The 19090-nt window shown below is 67.4% G+C and carries 19 protein-coding genes; 14 read left to right on the top strand and 5 right to left on the bottom strand.

Translation table 11 applies throughout. The features are described 5' to 3' along the window. Positions 1 to 2: 2 nt before the first annotated feature. The gene (locus EOD42_RS20520; protein WP_127789458.1) at positions 3 to 1010 is read left to right on the top strand and encodes an aldo/keto reductase; all 1008 of its coding nucleotides are present in this window, start codon (positions 3 to 5) and stop codon (positions 1008 to 1010) included. Here EOD42_RS20520 and EOD42_RS20515 read toward each other — a convergent pair. Further along, the gene (locus EOD42_RS20515; protein WP_127789457.1) at positions 1007 to 1726 is read right to left on the bottom strand and encodes an NYN domain-containing protein; all 720 of its coding nucleotides are present in this window, start codon (positions 1724 to 1726) and stop codon (positions 1007 to 1009) included. The two genes, EOD42_RS20520 and EOD42_RS20515, sit on opposite strands and share 4 nt — an antisense overlap. Positions 1727 to 1827: 101 nt before the next feature. Here EOD42_RS20515 and EOD42_RS20510 point away from each other — a divergent pair, with 101 nt between their 5' ends. Beyond that, positions 1828 to 2229, top strand: a complete 402-nt coding sequence (locus tag EOD42_RS20510; RefSeq protein WP_127789456.1) for a VOC family protein — start codon at positions 1828 to 1830, stop codon at positions 2227 to 2229. On the opposite strand, the gene htpG is transcribed toward EOD42_RS20510, so the two are convergent. Together htpG and EOD42_RS20500 are read right to left on the bottom strand one after the other, a co-directional pair. Further along, complete coding sequence (gene htpG / locus EOD42_RS20505) at positions 2226 to 4046, bottom strand: molecular chaperone HtpG (protein WP_127789455.1); 1821 nt, start codon at positions 4044 to 4046, stop codon at positions 2226 to 2228. The two genes, EOD42_RS20510 and htpG, sit on opposite strands and share 4 nt — an antisense overlap. Positions 4047 to 4108: 62 nt before the next feature. Further along, on the bottom strand, positions 4109 to 5092 hold the full coding sequence (locus tag EOD42_RS20500) for a bile acid:sodium symporter family protein (RefSeq protein WP_206020418.1): 984 nt from the start codon (positions 5090 to 5092) through the stop codon (positions 4109 to 4111). 68 nt (positions 5093 to 5160) lie between these two features. Between EOD42_RS20500 and EOD42_RS20495 the strand changes: the two genes are divergently transcribed. The 10 genes from EOD42_RS20495 (at position 5161) to EOD42_RS20450 (ending at position 14776) form a co-directional block, all read left to right on the top strand. Continuing rightward, on the top strand, positions 5161 to 6018 hold the full coding sequence (locus EOD42_RS20495; RefSeq protein ID WP_206020417.1) for a LysR family transcriptional regulator: 858 nt from the start codon (positions 5161 to 5163) through the stop codon (positions 6016 to 6018). Between the two features lie 72 nt (positions 6019 to 6090). After that, entirely contained in the window at positions 6091 to 7539 is a 1449-nt protein-coding gene (locus tag EOD42_RS20490) for a 4-hydroxyphenylacetate 3-hydroxylase family protein (protein ID WP_127789452.1), read from the top strand. Then, positions 7539 to 8222, top strand: coding sequence for a GntR family transcriptional regulator (locus tag EOD42_RS20485; RefSeq protein WP_127789451.1), 684 nt, complete (start codon positions 7539 to 7541; stop codon positions 8220 to 8222). The genes EOD42_RS20490 and EOD42_RS20485 overlap by 1 nt, the downstream gene beginning before the upstream one ends. A 70-nt stretch (positions 8223 to 8292) precedes the next feature. Then, a complete protein-coding gene (locus tag EOD42_RS20480; RefSeq protein WP_240655242.1) occupies positions 8293 to 9303 on the top strand; it encodes an extracellular solute-binding protein in 1011 nt (336 codons plus the stop codon). Continuing rightward, positions 9300 to 10370, top strand: coding sequence for an ABC transporter ATP-binding protein (locus EOD42_RS20475; protein ID WP_240655234.1), 1071 nt, complete (start codon positions 9300 to 9302; stop codon positions 10368 to 10370). The genes EOD42_RS20480 and EOD42_RS20475 overlap by 4 nt, the downstream gene beginning before the upstream one ends. Further along, positions 10367 to 11227, top strand: coding sequence for an ABC transporter permease (locus tag EOD42_RS20470; protein WP_127789449.1), 861 nt, complete (start codon positions 10367 to 10369; stop codon positions 11225 to 11227). Before EOD42_RS20475 ends, EOD42_RS20470 begins: the two co-directional genes overlap by 4 nt. Next, on the top strand, positions 11224 to 12018 hold the full coding sequence (locus tag EOD42_RS20465) for an ABC transporter permease (protein WP_127789448.1): 795 nt from the start codon (positions 11224 to 11226) through the stop codon (positions 12016 to 12018). The genes EOD42_RS20470 and EOD42_RS20465 overlap by 4 nt, the downstream gene beginning before the upstream one ends. A gap of 12 nt (positions 12019 to 12030) precedes the next feature. Beyond that, a complete protein-coding gene (locus tag EOD42_RS20460) occupies positions 12031 to 13332 on the top strand; it encodes an NtaA/DmoA family FMN-dependent monooxygenase (RefSeq protein ID WP_127789447.1) in 1302 nt (433 codons plus the stop codon). Positions 13333 to 13343: 11 nt separating this feature from the next. Then, the gene (locus tag EOD42_RS20455) at positions 13344 to 14138 is read left to right on the top strand and encodes a class II aldolase/adducin family protein (protein WP_127789446.1); all 795 of its coding nucleotides are present in this window, start codon (positions 13344 to 13346) and stop codon (positions 14136 to 14138) included. After that, complete coding sequence (locus EOD42_RS20450; RefSeq protein ID WP_127789445.1) at positions 14135 to 14776, top strand: DUF1028 domain-containing protein; 642 nt, start codon at positions 14135 to 14137, stop codon at positions 14774 to 14776. The genes EOD42_RS20455 and EOD42_RS20450 overlap by 4 nt, the downstream gene beginning before the upstream one ends. Here the strand turns inward: EOD42_RS20450 and EOD42_RS20445 are convergent. Together EOD42_RS20445 and EOD42_RS20440 are read right to left on the bottom strand one after the other, a co-directional pair. Beyond that, entirely contained in the window at positions 14773 to 15222 is a 450-nt protein-coding gene (locus EOD42_RS20445; protein ID WP_127789444.1) for a hypothetical protein, read from the bottom strand. The genes EOD42_RS20450 and EOD42_RS20445 overlap by 4 nt on opposite strands. A 58-nt stretch (positions 15223 to 15280) precedes the next feature. Further along, positions 15281 to 16018, bottom strand: a complete 738-nt coding sequence (locus EOD42_RS20440; RefSeq protein ID WP_127789443.1) for a glutathione S-transferase — start codon at positions 16016 to 16018, stop codon at positions 15281 to 15283. 100 nt (positions 16019 to 16118) lie between these two features. Here EOD42_RS20440 and EOD42_RS20435 point away from each other — a divergent pair, with 100 nt between their 5' ends. Then, complete coding sequence (locus EOD42_RS20435) at positions 16119 to 17339, top strand: polyhydroxyalkanoate depolymerase (RefSeq protein WP_127789442.1); 1221 nt, start codon at positions 16119 to 16121, stop codon at positions 17337 to 17339. A 377-nt stretch (positions 17340 to 17716) separates the two neighbouring features. Continuing rightward, a complete protein-coding gene (locus tag EOD42_RS20430) occupies positions 17717 to 19000 on the top strand; it encodes an AAA family ATPase (protein WP_127789441.1) in 1284 nt (427 codons plus the stop codon). The last annotated feature ends 90 nt before the right edge of the window (positions 19001 to 19090 follow it).

Here is a 19090-nt window from a genome sequence, read left to right as displayed (position 1 = left end):
CCATGAAGTACCGCCCCCTCGGCCGCAGCGGCCTGAAGGTGTCGCCGCTGTGCCTCGGCACCATGATGTTCGGCGGCGCGACGGATGAGGCGACTTCCGCCCGCATCACCGACCGTGCCCGCGACCAGGGCATCAACTTCATCGACACCGCCAACGCCTATAACGGCGGCGAGTCGGAGGTCGTGGTCGGGCGCGCCATCAAGGCGCATCGCCGGCACTGGGTGCTGGCCACCAAGATCGCGAACCCGGTGGGCCCGGGCCCGAACGACCGCGGGCTGAGCCGACGCCACACGCTGCAGGCCACCGAGGATTGCCTGACGCGCCTCGGCACCGAGATCGACATCCTCTACCTGCACAAGGAAGACCACGCGACGCCGCTGGAGGAGACGGTACTGGCCCTCGCCCAGCTGATCCGCGACGGCAAGATCCTGCATTTCGGCGTGTCCAACTACCGCGCCTGGCGCGTGGCCGAGATCTGCCGCCTCTGCGACGAGATCGGCATCGACCGGCCGATCGTCAGCCAGCCCTATTACAACGCGCTGAACCGCATGCCGGAGGTGGAGCACCTGCCGGCCTGCGCGCATTTCGGGCTGGGGGTGGTGCCCTATTCGCCGCTCGCGCGCGGCGTGCTGACCGGCAAATACGCCAGCCAGGCGGCCCCCGACCCCGAAAGCCGCGCGGGCCGCGCCGACCGCCGCATGATGGAGACCGAATGGCGCCCCGAGAGCCTGGAGATCGCCCAGAAGCTGCGCGCCCATGCCGAGGCGCGGGGCGTCACGGCCGGTCAGTTCGCCGTGGCCTGGGTGCTGAACAACAAGCTGATCACGGCCCCCATCGCCGGCCCCCGCACCGAGGCACAGTGGGAGGATTACGTAGGCGCCCTGAACTACGCCTTCACGGCGGAGGACGAGGCGCTGGTGGACAGCCTGGTGCCCGCGGGCCATCCCTCGACGCCGGGCTACAATGACCCTGCATACCCGCTGGAGGGGCGCGTCGCCCGAGGCGGCTAGGCGAGGCCGACCAGCCAGGCGCCGTTGCTGTCCCGCCGGACAGCGATCCGGTCATAGCTGCGCACCATGTCGAGCAGCCCCGAATGGCCGTAGGTCTTTGGGGAGAAGGCCGGGTCGGTGCGCTTGAGATACTGCCCGAGGGCGCTCAGGGTCACCGTACCCTCGGCGCTGTCGCCAGCCAGCAGGGTCACGGCGTTGAGAAGGCCTTTCGGACGGCGCTTCGCGGCGGGGCCGGCCACTGCCTTCGAGGACGCGGCCTCGCTCTCATCGGGCCTGGGTGCGGCCCATTCGAAGAACTCGTCGCCGGCATTGCGCAGCGCCTGCGGCGCCTTGGCCTCGCCGATGAGGCACACCAGCCCGTCGCGCTCACGCAGCTTGCGGGCCAGGGTGGCGAAATCGGAATCGCTGGTGATGAGGCAGAACACCTCCGCCTTGCCGTCGCAGAGCGCCTCGAGCGCGTCCAGGGCCAGCGCGATGTCCGAGGTGTTCTTGCCCGCCGCGTAGGCGAATTGCAGACAGGGCGTGAAGGCATGGAGCATCAGCATCTGCTGCCAGCCCTGGACCAGGCTGGGGGCGGTGCCATAGGCCCGCCGCAGCGCGATCCGCCCGAACTGGGCGGCGATGCGCAGCGCATCCTCCAGAATGGCGGGGGGAACATTGTCGCAGTCCACCATGACCGCGACCCGCTTTTCCCGGCCTTCGGCCTGCTTCTCCATGCGTGGGCGTCCATCCTTGCCTGGCCGGTATGATCGCCCACGGATCAATGCGATGGCAACGACCCGCTGCACCGGACGTTGCCCCGGCAAGGAGACGCCGCATGACCCAGCCGCCCTGCATCTTCCCCACCTTCCGCTGCCGTGACCCCGACGCCGCCGTGGCCTTCCTCAAGGCCGCTTTCGGCTTCGTCGTCACGGCAGAACACCGGCAGGACGGCGCGATCGCCCATGCGGAGCTGGCGCTCGGCGGCTCCGTCATCATGCTGGGCGCGGTGCGCAAGGACGACTACGGCCGCCTGGTGGGTGAGCCCGGCAACCAGGGGGGCAAGTCGCTGTATCTGGCGGTCGAGGACATCGACGCCGCCTTCCGCAGCGCGGAGGCGGCCGGCGCCGAGATCCTGGAACCGCTGGTGGACCGCGACTATGGCAGCCGCGAATTCATCTGCCGGGACCCCGAGGGCAGTATATGGTGCCTCGGGACCTACCGGCCGCAACTCGCCTAGGCGAGCATCGCCGCCACCTTCTGCGCGAAGCCCGCCGGGTCGCGCGGGGGCTCGCCATCCTGCACCAGCGCCAGGTCGAGCAGCAGCCCGGCCTTGTCCTCCAGCGCCGTATCGGTGCCGGCCTCAGCCGCCAGCTTGCGGATCAGCGCATGGCGCGGGTTGATCTCCAGCACCGGCAGCCCGCCCGCCATGCTGCGGCCGGCGCGGCGCATCACGCGCTGCATCTGCAGGTCCGGCCCATGGGCGGGCGCCGAGAGCACCACCGCGCTGTCCACCAGCCGGTCCGTCGCGCGCACCTCGGAGACCTCCTCCTTCAGCGCGTCCTTCAGCCGGGCCAGCAACTGGGCGACATCGGCACCTTCCTCGGCCGGCGCCTCGCCCAGCTTGGCGAGGTCGGCCACGCCCTGCGTCACGCTGCGGATCGGCTTGCCGTCGAAATTGCCCAGCCGCTCGGGCCAGAAGGCGTCGATCGGCTCGCCCAGCAGCAGCACCTCCACCCCGCGGGCGCGGAAGCCCTCGATCTGGGGCGATTTCGCGAGCCGCGCGGCATCGTCGCCGGCCAGGAAGTAGATCGCCTCCTGCCCCTCCTTCATGCGGGAGACGTAGTCGGCGAGCGACGTCCAGCCCTCGACCGAGGAGGAGCGGAAGCGCAGCAGCTGCGCGATCTCGCTGCGCTGCTCGGCGTCGTCATAGACGCCTTCCTTCAGCGCCGCGCCGAAATTCTCCCAGAACTTCGCATAGCCCTCGGCATCCTTGGCCTTGGACTTCAGCTCGCTCATCACCCGGTTGGTCACGGCCTTGCGGATGCGGGCCAGCACCGGGGTGGATTGCAGCATCTCACGCGAGACGTTGAGCGGCAGGTCCTCGGTATCCACCACGCCCTGCACGAAGCGCAGCCAGTTGGGCAGCATCTCGGCCTGGTCGGTGATGAACATGCGGCGGACATGCAGCCGCACGCGACTTTCGCGCGTGTCCTCGACGGCCATGAAGGGCTTCTCGCCCGGGATGAACAGCAGGGCCGAGAATTCCATGGCACCCTCGGCGCGCCAGTGCAGCGTGGCCCAGGGCTCGTCGAAGGCATGGGCCACGTGGCGGTAGAATTCCGTGTACTGCTCGGGCGTGACTTCCGACTTGGGCTTGCGCCACAGGGCGGTGCCCTCGTTCGCCGGGGTCTCCTCGCCATTCTCCACCAGCACGATGGGGATGGTGATGTGGTCGGCCCATTTGCGGATGATGGATTTCAGGCGCCAGGGGTCCAGGAACTCCTCGGCGTCGTCCTTCATCCACAGCACGATGTCGGTGCCGGCATCCGCGCGCTCGGCCGGGGCCAGGGTGTAGGCGCCCTTCCCGTCCGAGGACCATTTCCAGGCCTCCTCAGAACCCGCGCGGCGGGAGGTGACGTCCACCTCGTCCGCCACCATGAAGGCGGAGTAGAAGCCGACGCCGAACTGGCCGATCAGGCTGGGCTTGTCGTCCGCGGGCGCCTCGGTCAGCGACTTGGCGAAGGCCAGCGTGCCGGAACGCGCGATGGTGCCCAGATGCTGCGCCAGCTCCTGCTTGCTCATGCCGATGCCGGCATCGGAGATGGTGATCGTGCCCTTTTCCTTGTCGGGCGTGATGCGCAGCCTGGCCTCGGCGGGGGCGGCGAGCGAGGTGTCGGTCAGCGCCTCGAAGCGGCGGCGGTCCACGGCATCCGCGGCATTGGCCACCAGCTCCCGCAGGAAGATCTCGCGCTCGGAGTAGAGCGCATGCACCACCAGTTCCAGCAGGCGGCCGACCTCGGCCCCGAATTCATGACGTTCAACGGTTTCGCTCACAACCCGCTCCCTCGTCCTCAACAGGCGGGAGCCGATATGCGCGGTGATACAACCGTTTTCAACTACTCCGCGGCGATGGCGTGCAGCTGCGGGCCTTCCGCATAACGGCGCGCCAGCCAGGCGCAGACCATCAGCTGGATCTGGTGGAACAGCATCAGCGGCAGCACGACCAGGCCCACCTGGCCGCCGGCGAACAGCACGCTGGCCATGGGCAGGCCGCTCGCCAGCGACTTCTTGGAGCCGCAGAAGACCAGGACGATCTCATCTTCCCGCGCCAGGCCCATGCGGCGTGCGATCAGCAGGCTGATGCCCAGGGCGGCGGCCAGCAGCGCCATGCACAGCACCGCCAGCATGGCGAGCTGCACCGGGGCCAGCTGGTGCCAGATGCCCTCGCGCACGCCCTCGCTGAAGGCCGCGTAGACGACCAGCAGGATGGAGAGCCGGTCCATGCGGCCCAGGATCGCCTTGTTGCGGGCGATCAGCCCCCCGATCCAGGGGCGCAGGGCCTGCCCCGCCGCGAAGGGCAGGAACAGCTGCAGCGCGATGCCGCGCAGCGCGTCGAAGGAAAAGCCGCTGCCCGACACGCCCGACATCAGCGCGGCCACGAGGAGTGGCGTCAGCACCATGCCCAGCAGGTTGCTGGCCGAGGCGCTGCACACCGCCGCCGCCACATGGCCGCGCGCGATGGAGGTGAAGGCGATGGAGGACTGCACGGTGGAGGGCAGCAGGCACAGGAACAACACGCCGGCCTTCAGCGACGGCGAGAGTACCGCATCCGGCAGCAGCCCGGCGGCCAGCCCCAGCACGGGGAACACGACGAAGGTGACGGACATCACCGCCAGGTGCAGCCGCCACTGCGCCAGCCCCTGCACCGCCGCCTGCGGCGCCAGCCGCGCGCCATACAGGAAGAACAGGAAGGCGATCGCGATGGTGGTGGCATGGCCCAGCACCTCCTCGCCCAGCCCGCGCGCGGGGAAGAAGGAAGCGAGCGCCACGGTGGCGAGCAGCGTGGCGACGAAGGCGTCGATGGGCAGGCGGAATTTCATGGGCGCAAACTGCGCCGCACACCCCTCATTGTGAACCACGCTTGTCATGCTGATGGTGATCGTCTTTCATGATAACCGTGCTCGATCCCGTCCTGCTCCGCAGCTTCCAGTCCGTGGCCGACCGGGGCGGCTTCTCCGCCGCGGCGCGGCACCTGTCGTTGCAGCAATCCACCGTCAGCGGCCATATCCGCCGGCTGGAGGCCGCCTGCGGCCGGCGGCTGTTCATCCGCGACACCCATAGCGTGGCACTCACCGCCGATGGCGAGGCCATGCTGGGCTTCGCGCGCTCCGTGCTGGATATCGAGGCCCGCGCGCGCCGGCATTTCTCGGCGGCGAAGCTGCGCGGCCGGCTGCGCTTCGGCGCGTCCGAGGACGTGCTGCTGCAGGGCCTGCCCGATATCCTGCGCGACTTCACCCAGGCCAACCCGGGCGTCGAACTGGAACTGACGGTCGGCGTCAGCGGCGAACTGTATAACCGCCTGGCCGAGGGCGCGCTCGACCTCGTCTTCGCCAAGCGGCCGGAGGGTGACCCGCGCGGGCGCCTGGTCTGGCGTGAGCCCCTGGTCTGGATCGGCCGCCCCGGCACCAGCTTCGACCCCGCCGAGCCCCTGCCGCTGATCCTGCTCGCACCGCCCAGCATCACCCGCCTGCGCGTGCTGGAGGTGATGGAGCGCGCCGGCCGCGCCTGGCGCCTGGCCTGCACCAGCGGCAGCCAGACAGGCGTGGATGCGGCGGCGCTGGCCGGGCTGGGGGTCGCCCCCCACGCCGCCAGCCTGGTGCCGCAAGGGCTCGCCACCCTGCACGGCCCCGGCCTGCCGGAGCTCGGCGACGTGGAGTTCGTGGTCCAGGGCGCGCGCCGCGGTCCGGCCGCCGCCTTGTCGCAGCTGCTGGAGGCCAGCGCGGACCGGCTCCGCCGCCGAGTTTGATTCGTGTCAAATATATTGCGATGCCGCACGACTCCGTATACGTATACGTCGACGAATACGGAGCACCCCTCGATGCCTTTGCTGACCGGAGACGACTACCGACAGAGCCTGCGCGACGGACGCCAGGTCTGGATCTCCGGCGAGAAGGTCGAGGACGTCACGACCCACCCCGCGCTCAAGGGCATGGTGGACGCGGTGGCCCGCATCTACGACATGCACCATGACCCGCTCTACGCGGACCTCATGACCTTCGAGCTGCCCGAGGGCGGGCGCGGCGCGCGCATCTACCAGATCCCCACCACGCGTGAGGAACTGTCCAAGCGGCGCCTGATCACCGCCGCCATCCTGGGCGACATCTGCCCGACGATGGACCGCTTCGGCGACGAGACCGTCACGCCGCTGTTCGTGCTGGCCAACCGCAAGCCGCTGCTGGACAAGTACGACCCCCGCTATGCCCAGGCCGCGACCAGCTGGCTGCACCGGCTGCAGCGCGAGAACCTGTTCCTGACCTCCGGCAACACGGACCCCAAGGGCGACCGCTCGCTGCACCCGTACGAGCAGCACGACCTGGACATGAACACCCGTGTCGTGAAGGAAACCGACGCCGGCATCGTGATCCGCGGCGCCAAGTTCGAAACCGGCGCGCCCTATGGCCACATCGCCTTCATCAAGCCCACGGTCGGCGCCTGGGTGGAGGAGAACCGCGACTACGCCATCTCCTGCATCCTGCCGCTGAACGCGCCGGGCGTGCGCCACCTGTGCCGCGCGCCGCTGTCGCGCCACGGGGCGGAGTTCGATGCCTTCGACCAGCCGCTGGGCGCCCGCTTCGATGAGCTCGACACGCTGATCGTGATGGATGACGTGTTCATCCCCTGGGAAAACGTGCTGTTCAGCCGCCAGCCCGAGCTCGCGGCCCTGCTGCGCAGCGAGTTCAGCCGCTGGTCCGCCCAGGCGTACCTCGCGCGCTGCCAGGCCAAGGCCGATCTGCTGGTGGGCGCCGCCCTGCTGGCCGCCGAGCAGGCCGGCACCATCAAGCTGCCGCCCGTGCGCAGCCGCATCAGCCAGCTGATGGTCTTCAAGGCCACCATCGACGCCTATCTGCTGGGCGCCGAGGCCGCCTGCGAGACCACCGAGGCCGGCTTCATCATGCCGAACCAGGCGATCCAGAATGCGGGCCGCGTCTACTGCTCGATGAACTACTCGCCCATGGTGAACCTGCTGCGCGACATCGCCGGCGGCACCCCCGTGATGCTGCCCGACCGCGCCATGCTGGAAAGCCCGGAGACGGCGCCCGACATCGAGAAGTATTTCCGCGTGGGCAACCACTCCGCCGAGACGCGGCTGCGCACGCTGGCGCTGCTGAACGACCTGACGGCCTCGCCCTATGCCGGCCGCGCCCAGGCCTACCAGATGTTCGCCGAAACCCCGGTGCATGCGCAGGAGGCGGCGCTGTTCGCCACCTTCGACCGCGAGAGCGCCATCGCCCGCGCCCGCGCGGTCGCCGGGCTGGAAGCCGCCTGATGAGCCCCGAGGCGCTCGACGACGACTGGCGCCTGCCGCCTGCCCGCAACGCGGGTGAGCTGGTGTTCGAGCAGCTGCGCCACCGCATCGTCGAGGGCGAGCTGGCCCACGGCACCAAGCTCTCCGAAGCGCAGATCGTGGCGCGCATGGGCGTCAGCCGCACGCCCGTGCGTGAGGCGCTGACGCGGCTCGCCGCCGGCGGCCTGCTGCGCCCGGCCGAGGGCAACGGCTACCTCGTGGTGGACCCGCTGGCCGACCTTGAGGAGCTGGTGCTGACGCGTGAGGCGCTGGAAGGTGCCGCCGCGCGGCTGGCGGCCGGCCGCGCCACCGAGGCCCAGCGCGCCCGCATCTGCGCGCTGGCCGAGGAAAGCAACCGCCGCGACCGCGGCGAGTACGAGGTCCGCAGCGAACTGAACGCGGCCTTCCATGACGCCGTGCTCACCGCCGCCCACTCCCCGCGCCTGACCGCCCTGGCCGAGAGCTATCGCATGTTCTTCGCCAGCCCGCGGCTGATGCGGATGATGACCGCCGAGGAGACCGAGGCGGCGCTCGCCGACCACACCCATATCGCCGCCGCCATTTCGCGCGGCGACGGGCAGCAGGCCGAGGAGGTGGCGCGCCGCCACCTTCGCCAGGCCTACGCCAACACCCTTGCTACCGCCCGGGCAACGACCCGGCGCTGATAAGAAAAAACGGAAACACCGCACACGAACCCTGTTTCACCGACCACCGAAGGAGAGATTCGTGGCTGACATGTTTTTGGGGCGCCGTGGCCTGTTGGGGGCCACCGGGGCCATGCTTGCCGCGCCCGCGCTGGCGCAGGCCCCTGTGCGCGACATCACGATCCAGCTGTGGGGCACCACCTGGACCGGCTCCCTGCGCCAGGTCGGCCAGCGGTTTGAGCAGGCGACCGGCATCAAGGTGAATGCCGTGACGCAGGCGACCTCGGGCGAGGGCCTGGTGCGGCTGCAGAGCATGCGCGCCGCCCCCACCATCGACGTGTGGTTCACCACCTCCTCGGTGGCGGAACGCGCCAAGACCGATAGCCAGCTGTTCCTGCCCCTGCCCATGGCCAGCCTGCCGAGTGCTGCGGCCATCGAGCCCGGCGCGCGCGCGAGCCACTGGATCGGGGTGTATTTCTACCAGCTGGGCATCGTGTGGCGCCCGGATCTGGTGCGGGAACCGATCACGTCCTGGCAGGATCTGTGGCAGCCGCGCTTCGCGCAGAAGCTCGGCGTGCCGACGATGAACAGCTACCAGGGCCGGGTGCTGATCACGGCCGCCATGCTGAACGGCGGCAGCATCAGCAATGTCGACCCCGGCTTCGAGGCGCTGAAGCGCCTGAAGCCCAATGTCGTGACCTGGTATTCCTCCGACACCACCGCCCGCCAGGCCCTCGCGCAGGGTGAGCTCTCGGTCCTCGTCGCGCCGCCGGCCGCCCTGAAGCGCCTGTCGGATGCGGGCGTGCCGGGCCGCATGATCAGCCCCCCGCCCTCGCCCATGATGTATGACGCGCTGATGCTGGTGAACACGCCGAAGAAGGAAGCGGCCGCGAAGTTCATCGACTTCTGCCTGACCAAGGAGATGCAGGATTTCATCGCCCAGGGTCAGGGCATGGGCCCGGTCCACCCGCAGGCGTCCACCCTGCCCGAGATCGCCGCCGTGCTGCCCCGCCCGCAGGACCGCGTGAGCTTCGATGACGACGTGATCAACGCCAACATCGCGGCCTGGAACGAGCGCTTCAACCGTGAGGTCACGAATTGAACCATGGTATCGAACCCGGCGGCGATGCCGTCGCCGGGCTTGAGGTGTCGGGCCTCACGAAGCATTACGGGGCCCACGCCGCCATCCAGGATATCGGCTTCCGGCTGGAACGCGGTGCGCTGCTGACGCTGCTCGGCCCGTCGGGCTGCGGCAAGACCACGCTGCTGCGCTCCATCGGCGGCTTCGTCGCCACCGATTCCGGCACGATCCGCGTCGAGGGCCAGGAGATCTCCGCCCTGCCGCCGGAACGCCGCCCGACGGCCACCGTGTTCCAGGGCTATGCGCTGTTCCCGCACATGTCGGTGGCGGCCAATGTCGCCTACGGCCTCAAGATCCAGGGCATGCTGAAAAGCGAGATCGCGGAGCGCGTGCGCGATGCCCTCGCGGCCGTGCAGCTTTCGGCCATGGCCGAACGCATGCCCAGCCAGCTCTCGGGCGGCCAGCAGCAGCGCGTGGCCCTGGCCCGCTGCCTGGTGGTGCGCCCGCGCATCCTGCTGCTGGATGAGCCCTTCTCGGCGCTCGACCGCAACCTGCGCGAGGAAATGCAGGTGGAGCTGCGCAAGCTGCAGCAGCGCATGGGCATCACCACCGTCGTCGTCACCCATGACCAGCAGGAAGCCTATATCCTGTCCGACTGGGTGGCGGTGATGAATGCGGGGCGCCTGCACCAGTTCGACCGCCCGGCGGGCGTGTATGACCGGCCCGCCACGCGCTTCGTCGCGGGCTTCACCGGCATGACGAACATCCTGGCCGGACACGGCGACGGCACCCATTTCATTGCCGAGGGCATCGGCCGCTTTCCGGTGGCGGCACCCGCCCTGCCCGGCTCGGCGCTCGGCCTGCGTCCCGGCGCGCTGCGCCTGGTCGACCCGGCGGACCCCGCGGCCTGCGCCGTCGGCGAGGTCGCCTTCGTCGCCATGACCGGCGCCGAGGCCCTGTGCGAGATCACCTGCCCGGGTGGCGCGCTGCAGGTGGCCATGCCCCGCCGCGACGGCCCGCCCGCCCCGGGCGCGCTGGTCGGCGTCGCGATGGTGAACCCCGACGAGGCCGTGGTCCTGGCCGCATGAAGCGAAACCTCACCGCCCTGCCGGCGATGCTGGCGCTGGCCGTGCTGGCCGGCGCCTATGGCAGCTTCTTCGCCACCGGCCTGCTGCGGCAGGTGCCCGGTACCGCCAGCGTGGCGGGCCCCGCGAGTGCCGAGAACTACCTGAAGTTCTTCTCGGGTGCCGGGCAGCTGCCGGTGTTCGCGGACACCTTCATCTTCTCGATCATCGTCACCCTGGCGACGGTCATCATCGGCTACCCGCTCGCCTATTTCATCGCGCGGACCGAGAGCCGCTTCCTGCGCGTGGCCTTCCTCGCGGTGCTGGTCGCCACCTTCCTGTCGGGCAGCGTGACGCGCGCCTATGGCTGGATGGTCATTCTGGGCAATCGTGGGTTGCTGAACTCGATGCTGATGAACATGGGGCTGATCGAGGCGCCCTTGCGCATCCTGTATCGCCAATTGGGCGTGGGCATCGCGCTGGTGCATTTCATCCTGCCCTTCTTCGTGCTGACCGTGGTGGGCGGCATCCGCAACGTGCCGCGCGCGCTGGAGGAAGCCTCTCGTGACCTGGGCTGCGGCCCGGTGCGCACCTTCGCCAAGGTCACGCTGCCGCTGTCGCTGCCCGCGATCGCGGAGGGCATGGCGCTGTCGCTCGCACTCGCGCTCAGCGCCTTCCTGTTCCCGCTGATGCTGGGCGGGGGCCGCGTGCGGCTGGTGGCCAACTACATCTACGACCAGATCTTCGTCGCCTTCGACATCCCCTTCGCGGCGGTCGTCTCGGCGGGCTTCCTGGTGTGTTCCTGCGGCGCGCTGATGCTGATGATGGCGTTGCAGAAGGCGCTGCTGCGCCGCTTCGCGACCGGGGGGATCGGGGCATGAGGCGCGGTCCGCTCGGGCGCATCCTGTGGGCGCTGTACCTGGTGCTGGTGATGGGCTTCCTACTGGCCCCGGTCGCCTTCGTCGTGTTCTACAGCTTCAACGACGCCAGCATGTTCCGCCTGCCGGTGCGTGCCTATTCGCTGCGCTGGTATCGGGAGTTCTTCGCCTCCGACCAGTTCCAGCCGGCGCTGCGCGCCACGCTGATGATCGCGGCGGTCGTCGTGCCCTTCACGCTGCTGGTCGCCCTGCCGACCGCGCATCTGATGGCGCGCGGAAAAGGGCAAGCTTGGCTGGGCGCGGCGCTGACCGCGCCGGTCGTGGTGCCCGGTGTCGTCACCGGCATCGCCTTCCTCGGGCTGTTCACCATGCTGGGCATCGGCGATGCGCTGACGCGGCTGGTGATCGCGCTGTCGATCTTCTGCCTGCCCTTCTCGCTGCGCGCCCTGAACGCCAGCTACGCCGGGCTGGACCGGCGGCCGGAGGAAGCGGCGCGCGACCTGGGCGCGACACCGCTGCGCGCCTATCTGCATGTCACGCTGCCGCAGTTGAAGGCCGGCCTGCTGGCGGGGGCCATCTTCGCCTTCGTCGAGGCCACGGATAACTTCTCCATCGCCGTCTTCCTGGCCGACACCCGCACCAAGACGCTTCCCATCGCGGCCTATGAACACATCCGCGATTTCGATGACCCGACCGTGGCGGCCATGGCCACGGTGCTGACACTGGTCGCACTGGTTCTCGTGCTGGTGCTCGAGAAGGTGATCGGCCTCGAGAAACTGATCCGCCATGGCTGAGGAATACGCCCCATGAGCAAGATGCACCTTGTCGCCTATCTGAAGACCGGCCCGACCGCGAGCTTCGCCAGCGGCTGGCGCCACCCTTCGGCCACGCTGGATGACCTGTTCGAGCCCGCGCGCTTCGAATACATGGCCAAGCTGCTGGAAGACGCGCGCTTCGACGCCGGCTTCTTCGCCGACGGGCTCGGCATCCCCGACGTGTACCGCAACACCTTCGCCGATTATGTGGGCCGCGGCGGGCAGGTCTCCCTGCTCGACCCCATGACGGTGCTGCCGATCATGGCGCGCGTCACTTCACGCCTCGGCCTCGGCGCCACGCTCGCGACCACCTTCCATAACCCGTATTACCTGGCGCGCGGGCTTGCCTCGCTGGATCACCTCAGCAAGGGGCGCGTCGCCTGGAACGTGGTCACCGGCAGCCATAATGCCGAGGCGCGCAACCACGGCTTCGACGCGATGCCCGACAAGAACATGCGCTATGAGCGGGCGGAGGACGTGCTGGCCGCCTGCGCCGCCCTGTGGGATTGCTGGGATGAGGACGCGCTGGTGCTGGACCGCGAAAGCGGGGTCTACGCCGATACCTCGAAGATCCGCTACGCCGACTACAAGGGGCCCTATGTCTCCACGCGCGGGCCGATGTCCATGCCGCGCAGCCCGCAGGGGCGCCCGGTGATCCTGCAGGCCGGCTCCTCGCCGCGCGGGCGGGATTTCGCGGCGAAATGGGCCGAGATGGTGTTCTGCTCCCCCGCGACCAAGGAAGCCTGCCTGGAGTTCCGCGAGGACATGGTGAAGCGCCTGCGCGCCCATGGCCGCGCGCCCGAGGAATGCGTGATCCTGCCCTCGCTGTCTGTGGTGGTGGGTGAGACGGAATCCATCGCCATCGAGAAGAAGGAGTTCCTGGAATCCATCGTGGACCCGGAACTCGTTCTCGCCTCGAACTCGGCACTATTGGGCGTGGATCTCTCCGATGTCGAAAGCCCCGAGGCCGCCGACCAGGGTGCCGGCAGCGCCGGCGTGCAGGGTTCACGCGACCGCATGGCCCAGCGCATGAAGGCCGAGGGCATCAGCTACGCCCAGGCCGCCCGCAAGCCGCGCGGGCTGATCGCGGGCACCCCCGCCATGATCGCCGACATCATGGAGGACTGGTTCCGCTCCGGCGCCTGCGACGGCTTCGTGCTGCCGCCCGCCGTCTTCCCGCTGACCTATGAGGATTTCGGCCGCATGGTCGTGCCCGAACTGCAAAAGCGCGGCGTGTTCCGCCGCGAATATGCCGGGCGCACGCTGCGCGAAAACCTGCGCAACCCCGGTTGAGGAGAACCCCGATGCTCGACAAGCCGTCTTCCGGCCACAACACCGAAGTGCAGGATCGCGCCCCCCCGGCCTATGTCTGCGACACCGAATGGCAGGCGCGGGTGGACCTCGCGGCCTGCTATCGCCTGATCGCCCATTTCGGGATGGACGACACCATCTTCGGCCACGCCACGGTGCGCGTGCCGGGCAGCCCGAACGAGTTCCTGATCAACCCGTTCGGCGCGGTGTATTCCGAGATCACGGCGTCCTCGCTGGTGAAGATCGACCATGAGGGCAAGTCGCTTGAATCCGGCAAGCCGGTGAACGCGGCGGGCTTCGTGATCCACAGCGCGATCCATGCCGCGCGGCCGGACGTGAACTGCGTGATCCACACCCACACCCGCGCGGGTGTTGCGCTGTCCTGCCTCGCGGAAGGGCTGCTGCCGATCAACCAGTTCGCGCTCGAGTTCGCGGACCACATCGGCTACCACGATTACGAAGGCATCGCGCTGAACCTGGCGGAGCGTGAGCGGCTGGTGGCCGATCTCGGCAATCACAACGCGCTGGTGCTGCGCAACCATGGGCTGCTGACCGGCGGCTATACCGTGCCGGGCGCCTTCTACCTGTATTATTACCTGGAACAGGCGGCCCGCGTGCAGATGGACGTGATGGCCTCCGGCGGGAAGATCATCACCCCCGCGCGTGAGGTGCAGATCCATACCGCGAGCCAATACAGCAGCCAGCGCAAGCCCAAGGAAACCGGCATCCGCGCCTGGCCGGCGATGCTGCGCCTGCTGGACCGCGTGAACCCCGGCTACGCCGAATGACCTATTCGCTCGCGGGGCGTTGCGCCCGGACCGGGATGATGGGGGGCGTGATCACCACCTCCTCACCGGCGGTCGGCAGCCGCTGCCTGTTCGCCCGGGCGGGCGTGGGCGTGGTGCTGACGCAGAACCTGACCGACCCGCGCCTCGGGCCGCGCGGCCTGATGCTGATGGAAGATGGCTGCACGCCGGCCGAGGCGATCGCGGCCCTGGTTGCCAGCACGCCGCATCATGGCATCCGGCAATTGGCCGCCCTCGGGCGCGACGGGTCCAGCGCGCATTTCTCGGGTGCGGGCATCACCTCCATCCTCGGCGCCGCGCAGGGGCCGAACAGCGTGGCGGTCGGCAATATCCTGAAGAATGACCAGGTGCCGGCGGCGATGGTCGCGGCCTTCGAGGCGGAGCCCGGCGCGCCCCTGCCGGAACGCCTGCTGGCGGCGCTGGACGCGGGCACCGCGGCAGGAGGCGAGATCAGGGAGCTGGTATCGGCAGCCCTGATGGTGGTGGACCGGGAGAGCTTTCCCTATGTCGACCTGCGCGCCGACAGCGACCCCGACCCGGCGGCGGCGCTGCGCCGGATGTGGGGCGAATACGCGCCCCTGGCCGACATGTATGTCGACCGCGCGCTGGGCAAGGTCTAGCTCAGCTCGACGCGGCGGAACTCGGTGCCTTGGGGCGGGCGTTCCGCCTCGGGCACCGGCTCCAGCGCATAGGCCAGGATGCCCTGGTTCATGCCGGCATTGGTCGCGCGGAACACGCCGTTGATCTCGACCATGCCGTCCTTCTCGGCAAATCCGCCGGTGGCGCTCACCTGGGTGCGCGGGCGCGGCGCCAGATAGGCCAGGAACAGCCCGTTCTCCACCCCGCAGAAGAAGCCGCTGTCGGGCGAGGAAGGAGCTGCCGAGACGCGCAGCGCCAGCACCTTGTCGAGGTGGCGCACCACGCTCGTCTCCAGCATCTGGAAGCTGCGCTTGGTCAGGGTGCCGTGCAGTTCGTCGATGGGCGGGTGCTGCTGGGCGCGCGCAACGGCGGGCGCCGCCAACCCCAGCAGGGCGAGGCGCATCATCTGGCGGCGGGCATGGATCATCGCAATCTCCTGTCCTGCGGGCAGGAAGATAACGCGCGGGGCGGGCGGCGGTTGGCGCTCAGAACTCGGCGTCGAACTCCAGCTCGGTGATGCGGGCCTCGGGCTCCGCGCGCGCGGCCTGCACCCATTCCTGGAAGTCGGGCCAGGACTCGACGGTGCGGGCATAGGCCTCGCACACCTCGTCCAGCTTCACGTCATAGCTGCGGAAGCGGGTGACGACGGGGGCGAACATCGCATCGGCGACGGTCTTTTCCGCCCCGAACAGCCAGGGGCCGCCCCATTGGGCCAGGCAGTCGCGCCACAGGTTCTGGATGCGGGCGATATCGGCCCGCGCGGCGGACCAGACGGGAAAATTGGGCACATGCGCCCGCAGGTTCATGGGCAGAGAGGCCCGCAGCGCCTGGAAGCCCGCGTGCATCTCGCCGCAGATGGACCGGCAACGGGCGCGCGCCACGCGGTCGCCCGGAAACAGCCGCGCCTCGGGGAACTGCTCGTTCAGGTACTCGGCGATGCCGAGCGTATCCCAGACCCGCGCGCCCTCATGCTCCAGGCAGGGCAGCAGGATGGAGGAGGAGTTGTTCAGCAGCTCCGCCCTCGCCTGCGGATCCTCGGGCGAAACGATATGGACGCTGAAGTCGAGCCCGGCGAGCCGGGCCAGCAGCCAGCCCCGCATGGACCAGGAGGAATAGTTGCGGGTGCTGATGTTCAGCACCGCCCGAGGGGCAGCGGGCGGCTGTGCCGGTGCCGCCGGTGCCGGCGGCGCGGCGGGCTTCTTCCGGGTTTTCGATCCAGACATGCGGCACCCCATTTCCTGCGGACCCAGGCTAACAATCAATTCGCTTTTGCGAAACGCCTCGTCGCTGGCAACATGGGGCAGGTTTTCGGGGCGTTGCCTAATGATCTATCCGGTGTTGCAGACGGGGCAGGACCTGCTTTCCCCCTGGCGGATGCAGGCCCGTGCCTTCGGCCGGCTGCTGGAGCCCTGGGGCTATCCGCACCCGCTGTTCGGCGGGCTGCGGGCGCTCCGGGCCGCGTTGGAGGTGTTCGGCCATGCAGGGCTGAGCAATGCCCGCCCGGCCTATGGCATCACGCCCGTGCGCGCCGGGAACCGGGTGCTGGAGATTGAGGAGGAGGTCGTCACCTCCACCCCCTTCGCCACGCTGCTGCGCTTCCGCAAGGACATCGCCCATCCGCTGCCCAAGGTGCTGGTGGTGGCGCCGATGTCGGGGCATTTCGCCACGCTTCTGCGCGGCACGGTGCAGGTGCTGCTGCAGGATCACGACGTCTACATCACGGACTGGCACAACGCGCGCGACGTGCCGCTGTCGGCCGGGAAGTTCGGGCTGGACGAGTATGTCGAGCACATCATGAACTTCCAGCGCGCCATCGGCCCGGGCGCCCACATGCTGGCGGTGTGCCAGCCGGTGGTGGCCGCGCTGGCGGCGGTGGCGATCATGGCCGAGGACCGTGACCGCTGTTCGCCGCGCAGCCTGACGCTGATGGCAGGCCCCATCGATGCCCGGCAGAACCCCACCGAGGTGAACCGCCTGGCCGAGGGCAAGGACATCGGCTGGTTCCGCAACAACCTGATTTCCGAGGTGCCGTTCCGCTATCGCGGCGGCGGCCGGAAGGTCTATCCGGGCGCCGTGCAGCTCTCTGCCTTCATGACCATGAATCTTGGCCGGCACGTGAAGGCGCATCACGAGCAGTTCTGGTCATTGTTCGATGGCGACGCGGCCCGCGCGGACCAGCATCGGCGCTTCTACGACGAGTATCTGGCGGTGATGGACCTGCCGGCCGAGTTCTTCCTGGAGACGGTGCAGACCGTGTTCCAGGACCATGCGCTGGCCCGCGGCACGCTGAACTGGCGCGGCCGTCCGGTCCGGCCAGAGGCCATCCGCCGCACTGCCATCATGACGGTGGAGGGCGAGCGCGACGACATCTGCGGAATCGGCCAGACCATGGCCGCGCTGGACCTGTGCCGCAGCGTGCCGGTGACGATGCGCCACCACCATCTGCAGACCGGTGTGGGCCATTACGGCGTGTTCAGCGGCCGGCGCTTCGCCCAGATGATCTATCCGCGCGTGCGCGAGATGATCCAGACGAACCAGGGGTAAGCGGCTGATTTTTCGGGGAAGGGAGATGGTGCTGCCAGAGAGGATTGAACTCTGACAGTTGCCGCTGAAACCTAGGTAAAAGGCCGATCTCCGGGCGATTGCGATGGGGTGTTTGTAGCACTCCTTTGTAGCGCCTAGCTACGGTTTCGGCTTCGGGTGCAGGCCTGCCAGGATGGTCGTGTTCCTTCCGCCGCCGCGCTGAGGCTGTCCAGGGGATAATGCACGCCAACAGTGGGTGCCATGTACTGACCTGAGGGAGAAACTGGCTCCGGCGTTAGGAACCGTAGAGCACGCAAACCGCACTAAATGCGTCGATCCAGCAGCTGACTCACGATTTCCGTCTTTGGTAAAGATCAGATCCGGATTAGCATAGCCTGGTGAAACCTATAGCCATCTCATTTTCGCGTTATCGCGCCTTCAAGGATGAGGTGCGATTTGAGTTGAAACCCATGACTGTGATTATCGGTCGAAACGGCGGCGGGAAAAGCGTTTTGACACGCTTGCCGGTTCTTCTGGGAGGCGCACTCACAAGTAATGAATATAATCCTGTAGACTTGGCTGCCGGAGGAATAAATCATGGAAATCGATATGAGGATCTCGTTCACCTAAGATCTGCCCAAAGCTTCAATATTGGAGCAGAAGGAATTAATAAAGATGGTGAAATACTATCTTTCACCACCACTATGCGGCATATTGTGGAAAATTATTCTCTAGGAATAGAGAGATTTGAGCTCCTCAGAAGTACCGGAGAAAAAATCCTAATCTCACTCACATCTCCGGAGGACATAGGAAATCCAAAAGGCAGCTATGATATAATATTTGGGGATAAAAAATTTAATACAGAAAGCATAATTTGGCACGGCTTGTTGCCTTTTTCAATACCAGAACACGATGATATTTCTCGCATCCTTCAAGTAGCTCGCGAACAATTCATAAGCGCATTTGGAAAGCCCTCCTATCTAGGTCCTTTTCGGTCCGAGACTGGCAATTTCGGTCGTACCCCAAGGCAGGGAGTTAGGCATTTGGGACCGCGCGGCGAAGGGGCGCTAGAGGTGCTTGGAGACGATGCGCTCAGGAGAGAAGGTCTCCTTGGGAAGGCAGTCAGCGATTGGTTCTCCGCCTCTTTAGGCGGAAGCGCGACCGTGCTTCGCACAGATGGTGGCGTTCCGCGCCTGCTAGTTCACGATGCGAGTCGCAACCTAGACGTTGACCTACAAGAGACTGGAGCCGGATTTGCTCAGGTCCTGCCTATAGTCGTACAAGCATTAGCTCACAGGCAAAAAGTACTATCAAGCCCAATCCTCATCGTCGAGCAGCCCGAACTTCACCTTCACCCTGGCGCACACGGCGCGGTGATGGATTTATTAATTTCGCGAGCAGTGGAAGCTCCCGACGCGCCTTACATCATCGAGACTCACAGCGAACAAATTATAACGCGGCTAAGAAGACGGGTAGCCGAAGGAATATTATCTCCTGATTTAGTTAGAATTTACTCTATCGGACATCGTTCGTCAGCAGAAGATTCCGAGGACCCGATACGATCCATTGATCTTGACCATCTAGGAAATACTACAAGTTGGCCAATTGGAGTATTTGACGAAGCCCTTGATGACATTATACATTTGAGATCGGCAGCCTCCAAAAAATCACACCAACATTGATTAATTGATGGACAGAGGATTCATTGCAAATATCAATACATGGCAATATAATAAACGAACAACGATGGTTTCCAATATTGGATATTATCG

Source organism: Rhodovarius crocodyli, from assembly GCF_004005855.1.
Lineage (GTDB): Bacteria > Pseudomonadota > Alphaproteobacteria > Acetobacterales > Acetobacteraceae > Rhodovarius > Rhodovarius crocodyli.
This window is presented reverse-complemented; position numbering and strand designations above follow the sequence as displayed.

Coding starts and splice junctions, on each gene's coding strand:
- EOD42_RS20510 (WP_127789456.1), top strand. CDS start 1,828: ATGACCCAGCCGCCCTGCATCTTCCCCACCTTCCGCTGCCGTGACCCC.
- EOD42_RS20500 (WP_206020418.1), bottom strand. CDS start 5,092: ATGAAATTCCGCCTGCCCATCGACGCCTTCGTCGCCACGCTGCTCGCC.
- EOD42_RS20450 (WP_127789445.1), top strand. CDS start 14,135: ATGACCTATTCGCTCGCGGGGCGTTGCGCCCGGACCGGGATGATGGGG.
- EOD42_RS20470 (WP_127789449.1), top strand. CDS start 10,367: ATGAAGCGAAACCTCACCGCCCTGCCGGCGATGCTGGCGCTGGCCGTG.
- EOD42_RS20515 (WP_127789457.1), bottom strand. CDS start 1,726: ATGGAGAAGCAGGCCGAAGGCCGGGAAAAGCGGGTCGCGGTCATGGTG.
- EOD42_RS20465 (WP_127789448.1), top strand. CDS start 11,224: ATGAGGCGCGGTCCGCTCGGGCGCATCCTGTGGGCGCTGTACCTGGTG.
- EOD42_RS20490 (WP_127789452.1), top strand. CDS start 6,091: ATGCCTTTGCTGACCGGAGACGACTACCGACAGAGCCTGCGCGACGGA.
- EOD42_RS20495 (WP_206020417.1), top strand. CDS start 5,161: ATGATAACCGTGCTCGATCCCGTCCTGCTCCGCAGCTTCCAGTCCGTG.
- EOD42_RS20480 (WP_240655242.1), top strand. CDS start 8,293: ATGTTTTTGGGGCGCCGTGGCCTGTTGGGGGCCACCGGGGCCATGCTT.
- EOD42_RS20455 (WP_127789446.1), top strand. CDS start 13,344: ATGCTCGACAAGCCGTCTTCCGGCCACAACACCGAAGTGCAGGATCGC.
- EOD42_RS20445 (WP_127789444.1), bottom strand. CDS start 15,222: ATGATCCATGCCCGCCGCCAGATGATGCGCCTCGCCCTGCTGGGGTTG.
- EOD42_RS20435 (WP_127789442.1), top strand. CDS start 16,119: ATGATCTATCCGGTGTTGCAGACGGGGCAGGACCTGCTTTCCCCCTGG.
- EOD42_RS20485 (WP_127789451.1), top strand. CDS start 7,539: ATGAGCCCCGAGGCGCTCGACGACGACTGGCGCCTGCCGCCTGCCCGC.
- EOD42_RS20460 (WP_127789447.1), top strand. CDS start 12,031: ATGAGCAAGATGCACCTTGTCGCCTATCTGAAGACCGGCCCGACCGCG.
- EOD42_RS20520 (WP_127789458.1), top strand. CDS start 3: ATGAAGTACCGCCCCCTCGGCCGCAGCGGCCTGAAGGTGTCGCCGCTG.
- EOD42_RS20440 (WP_127789443.1), bottom strand. CDS start 16,018: ATGTCTGGATCGAAAACCCGGAAGAAGCCCGCCGCGCCGCCGGCACCG.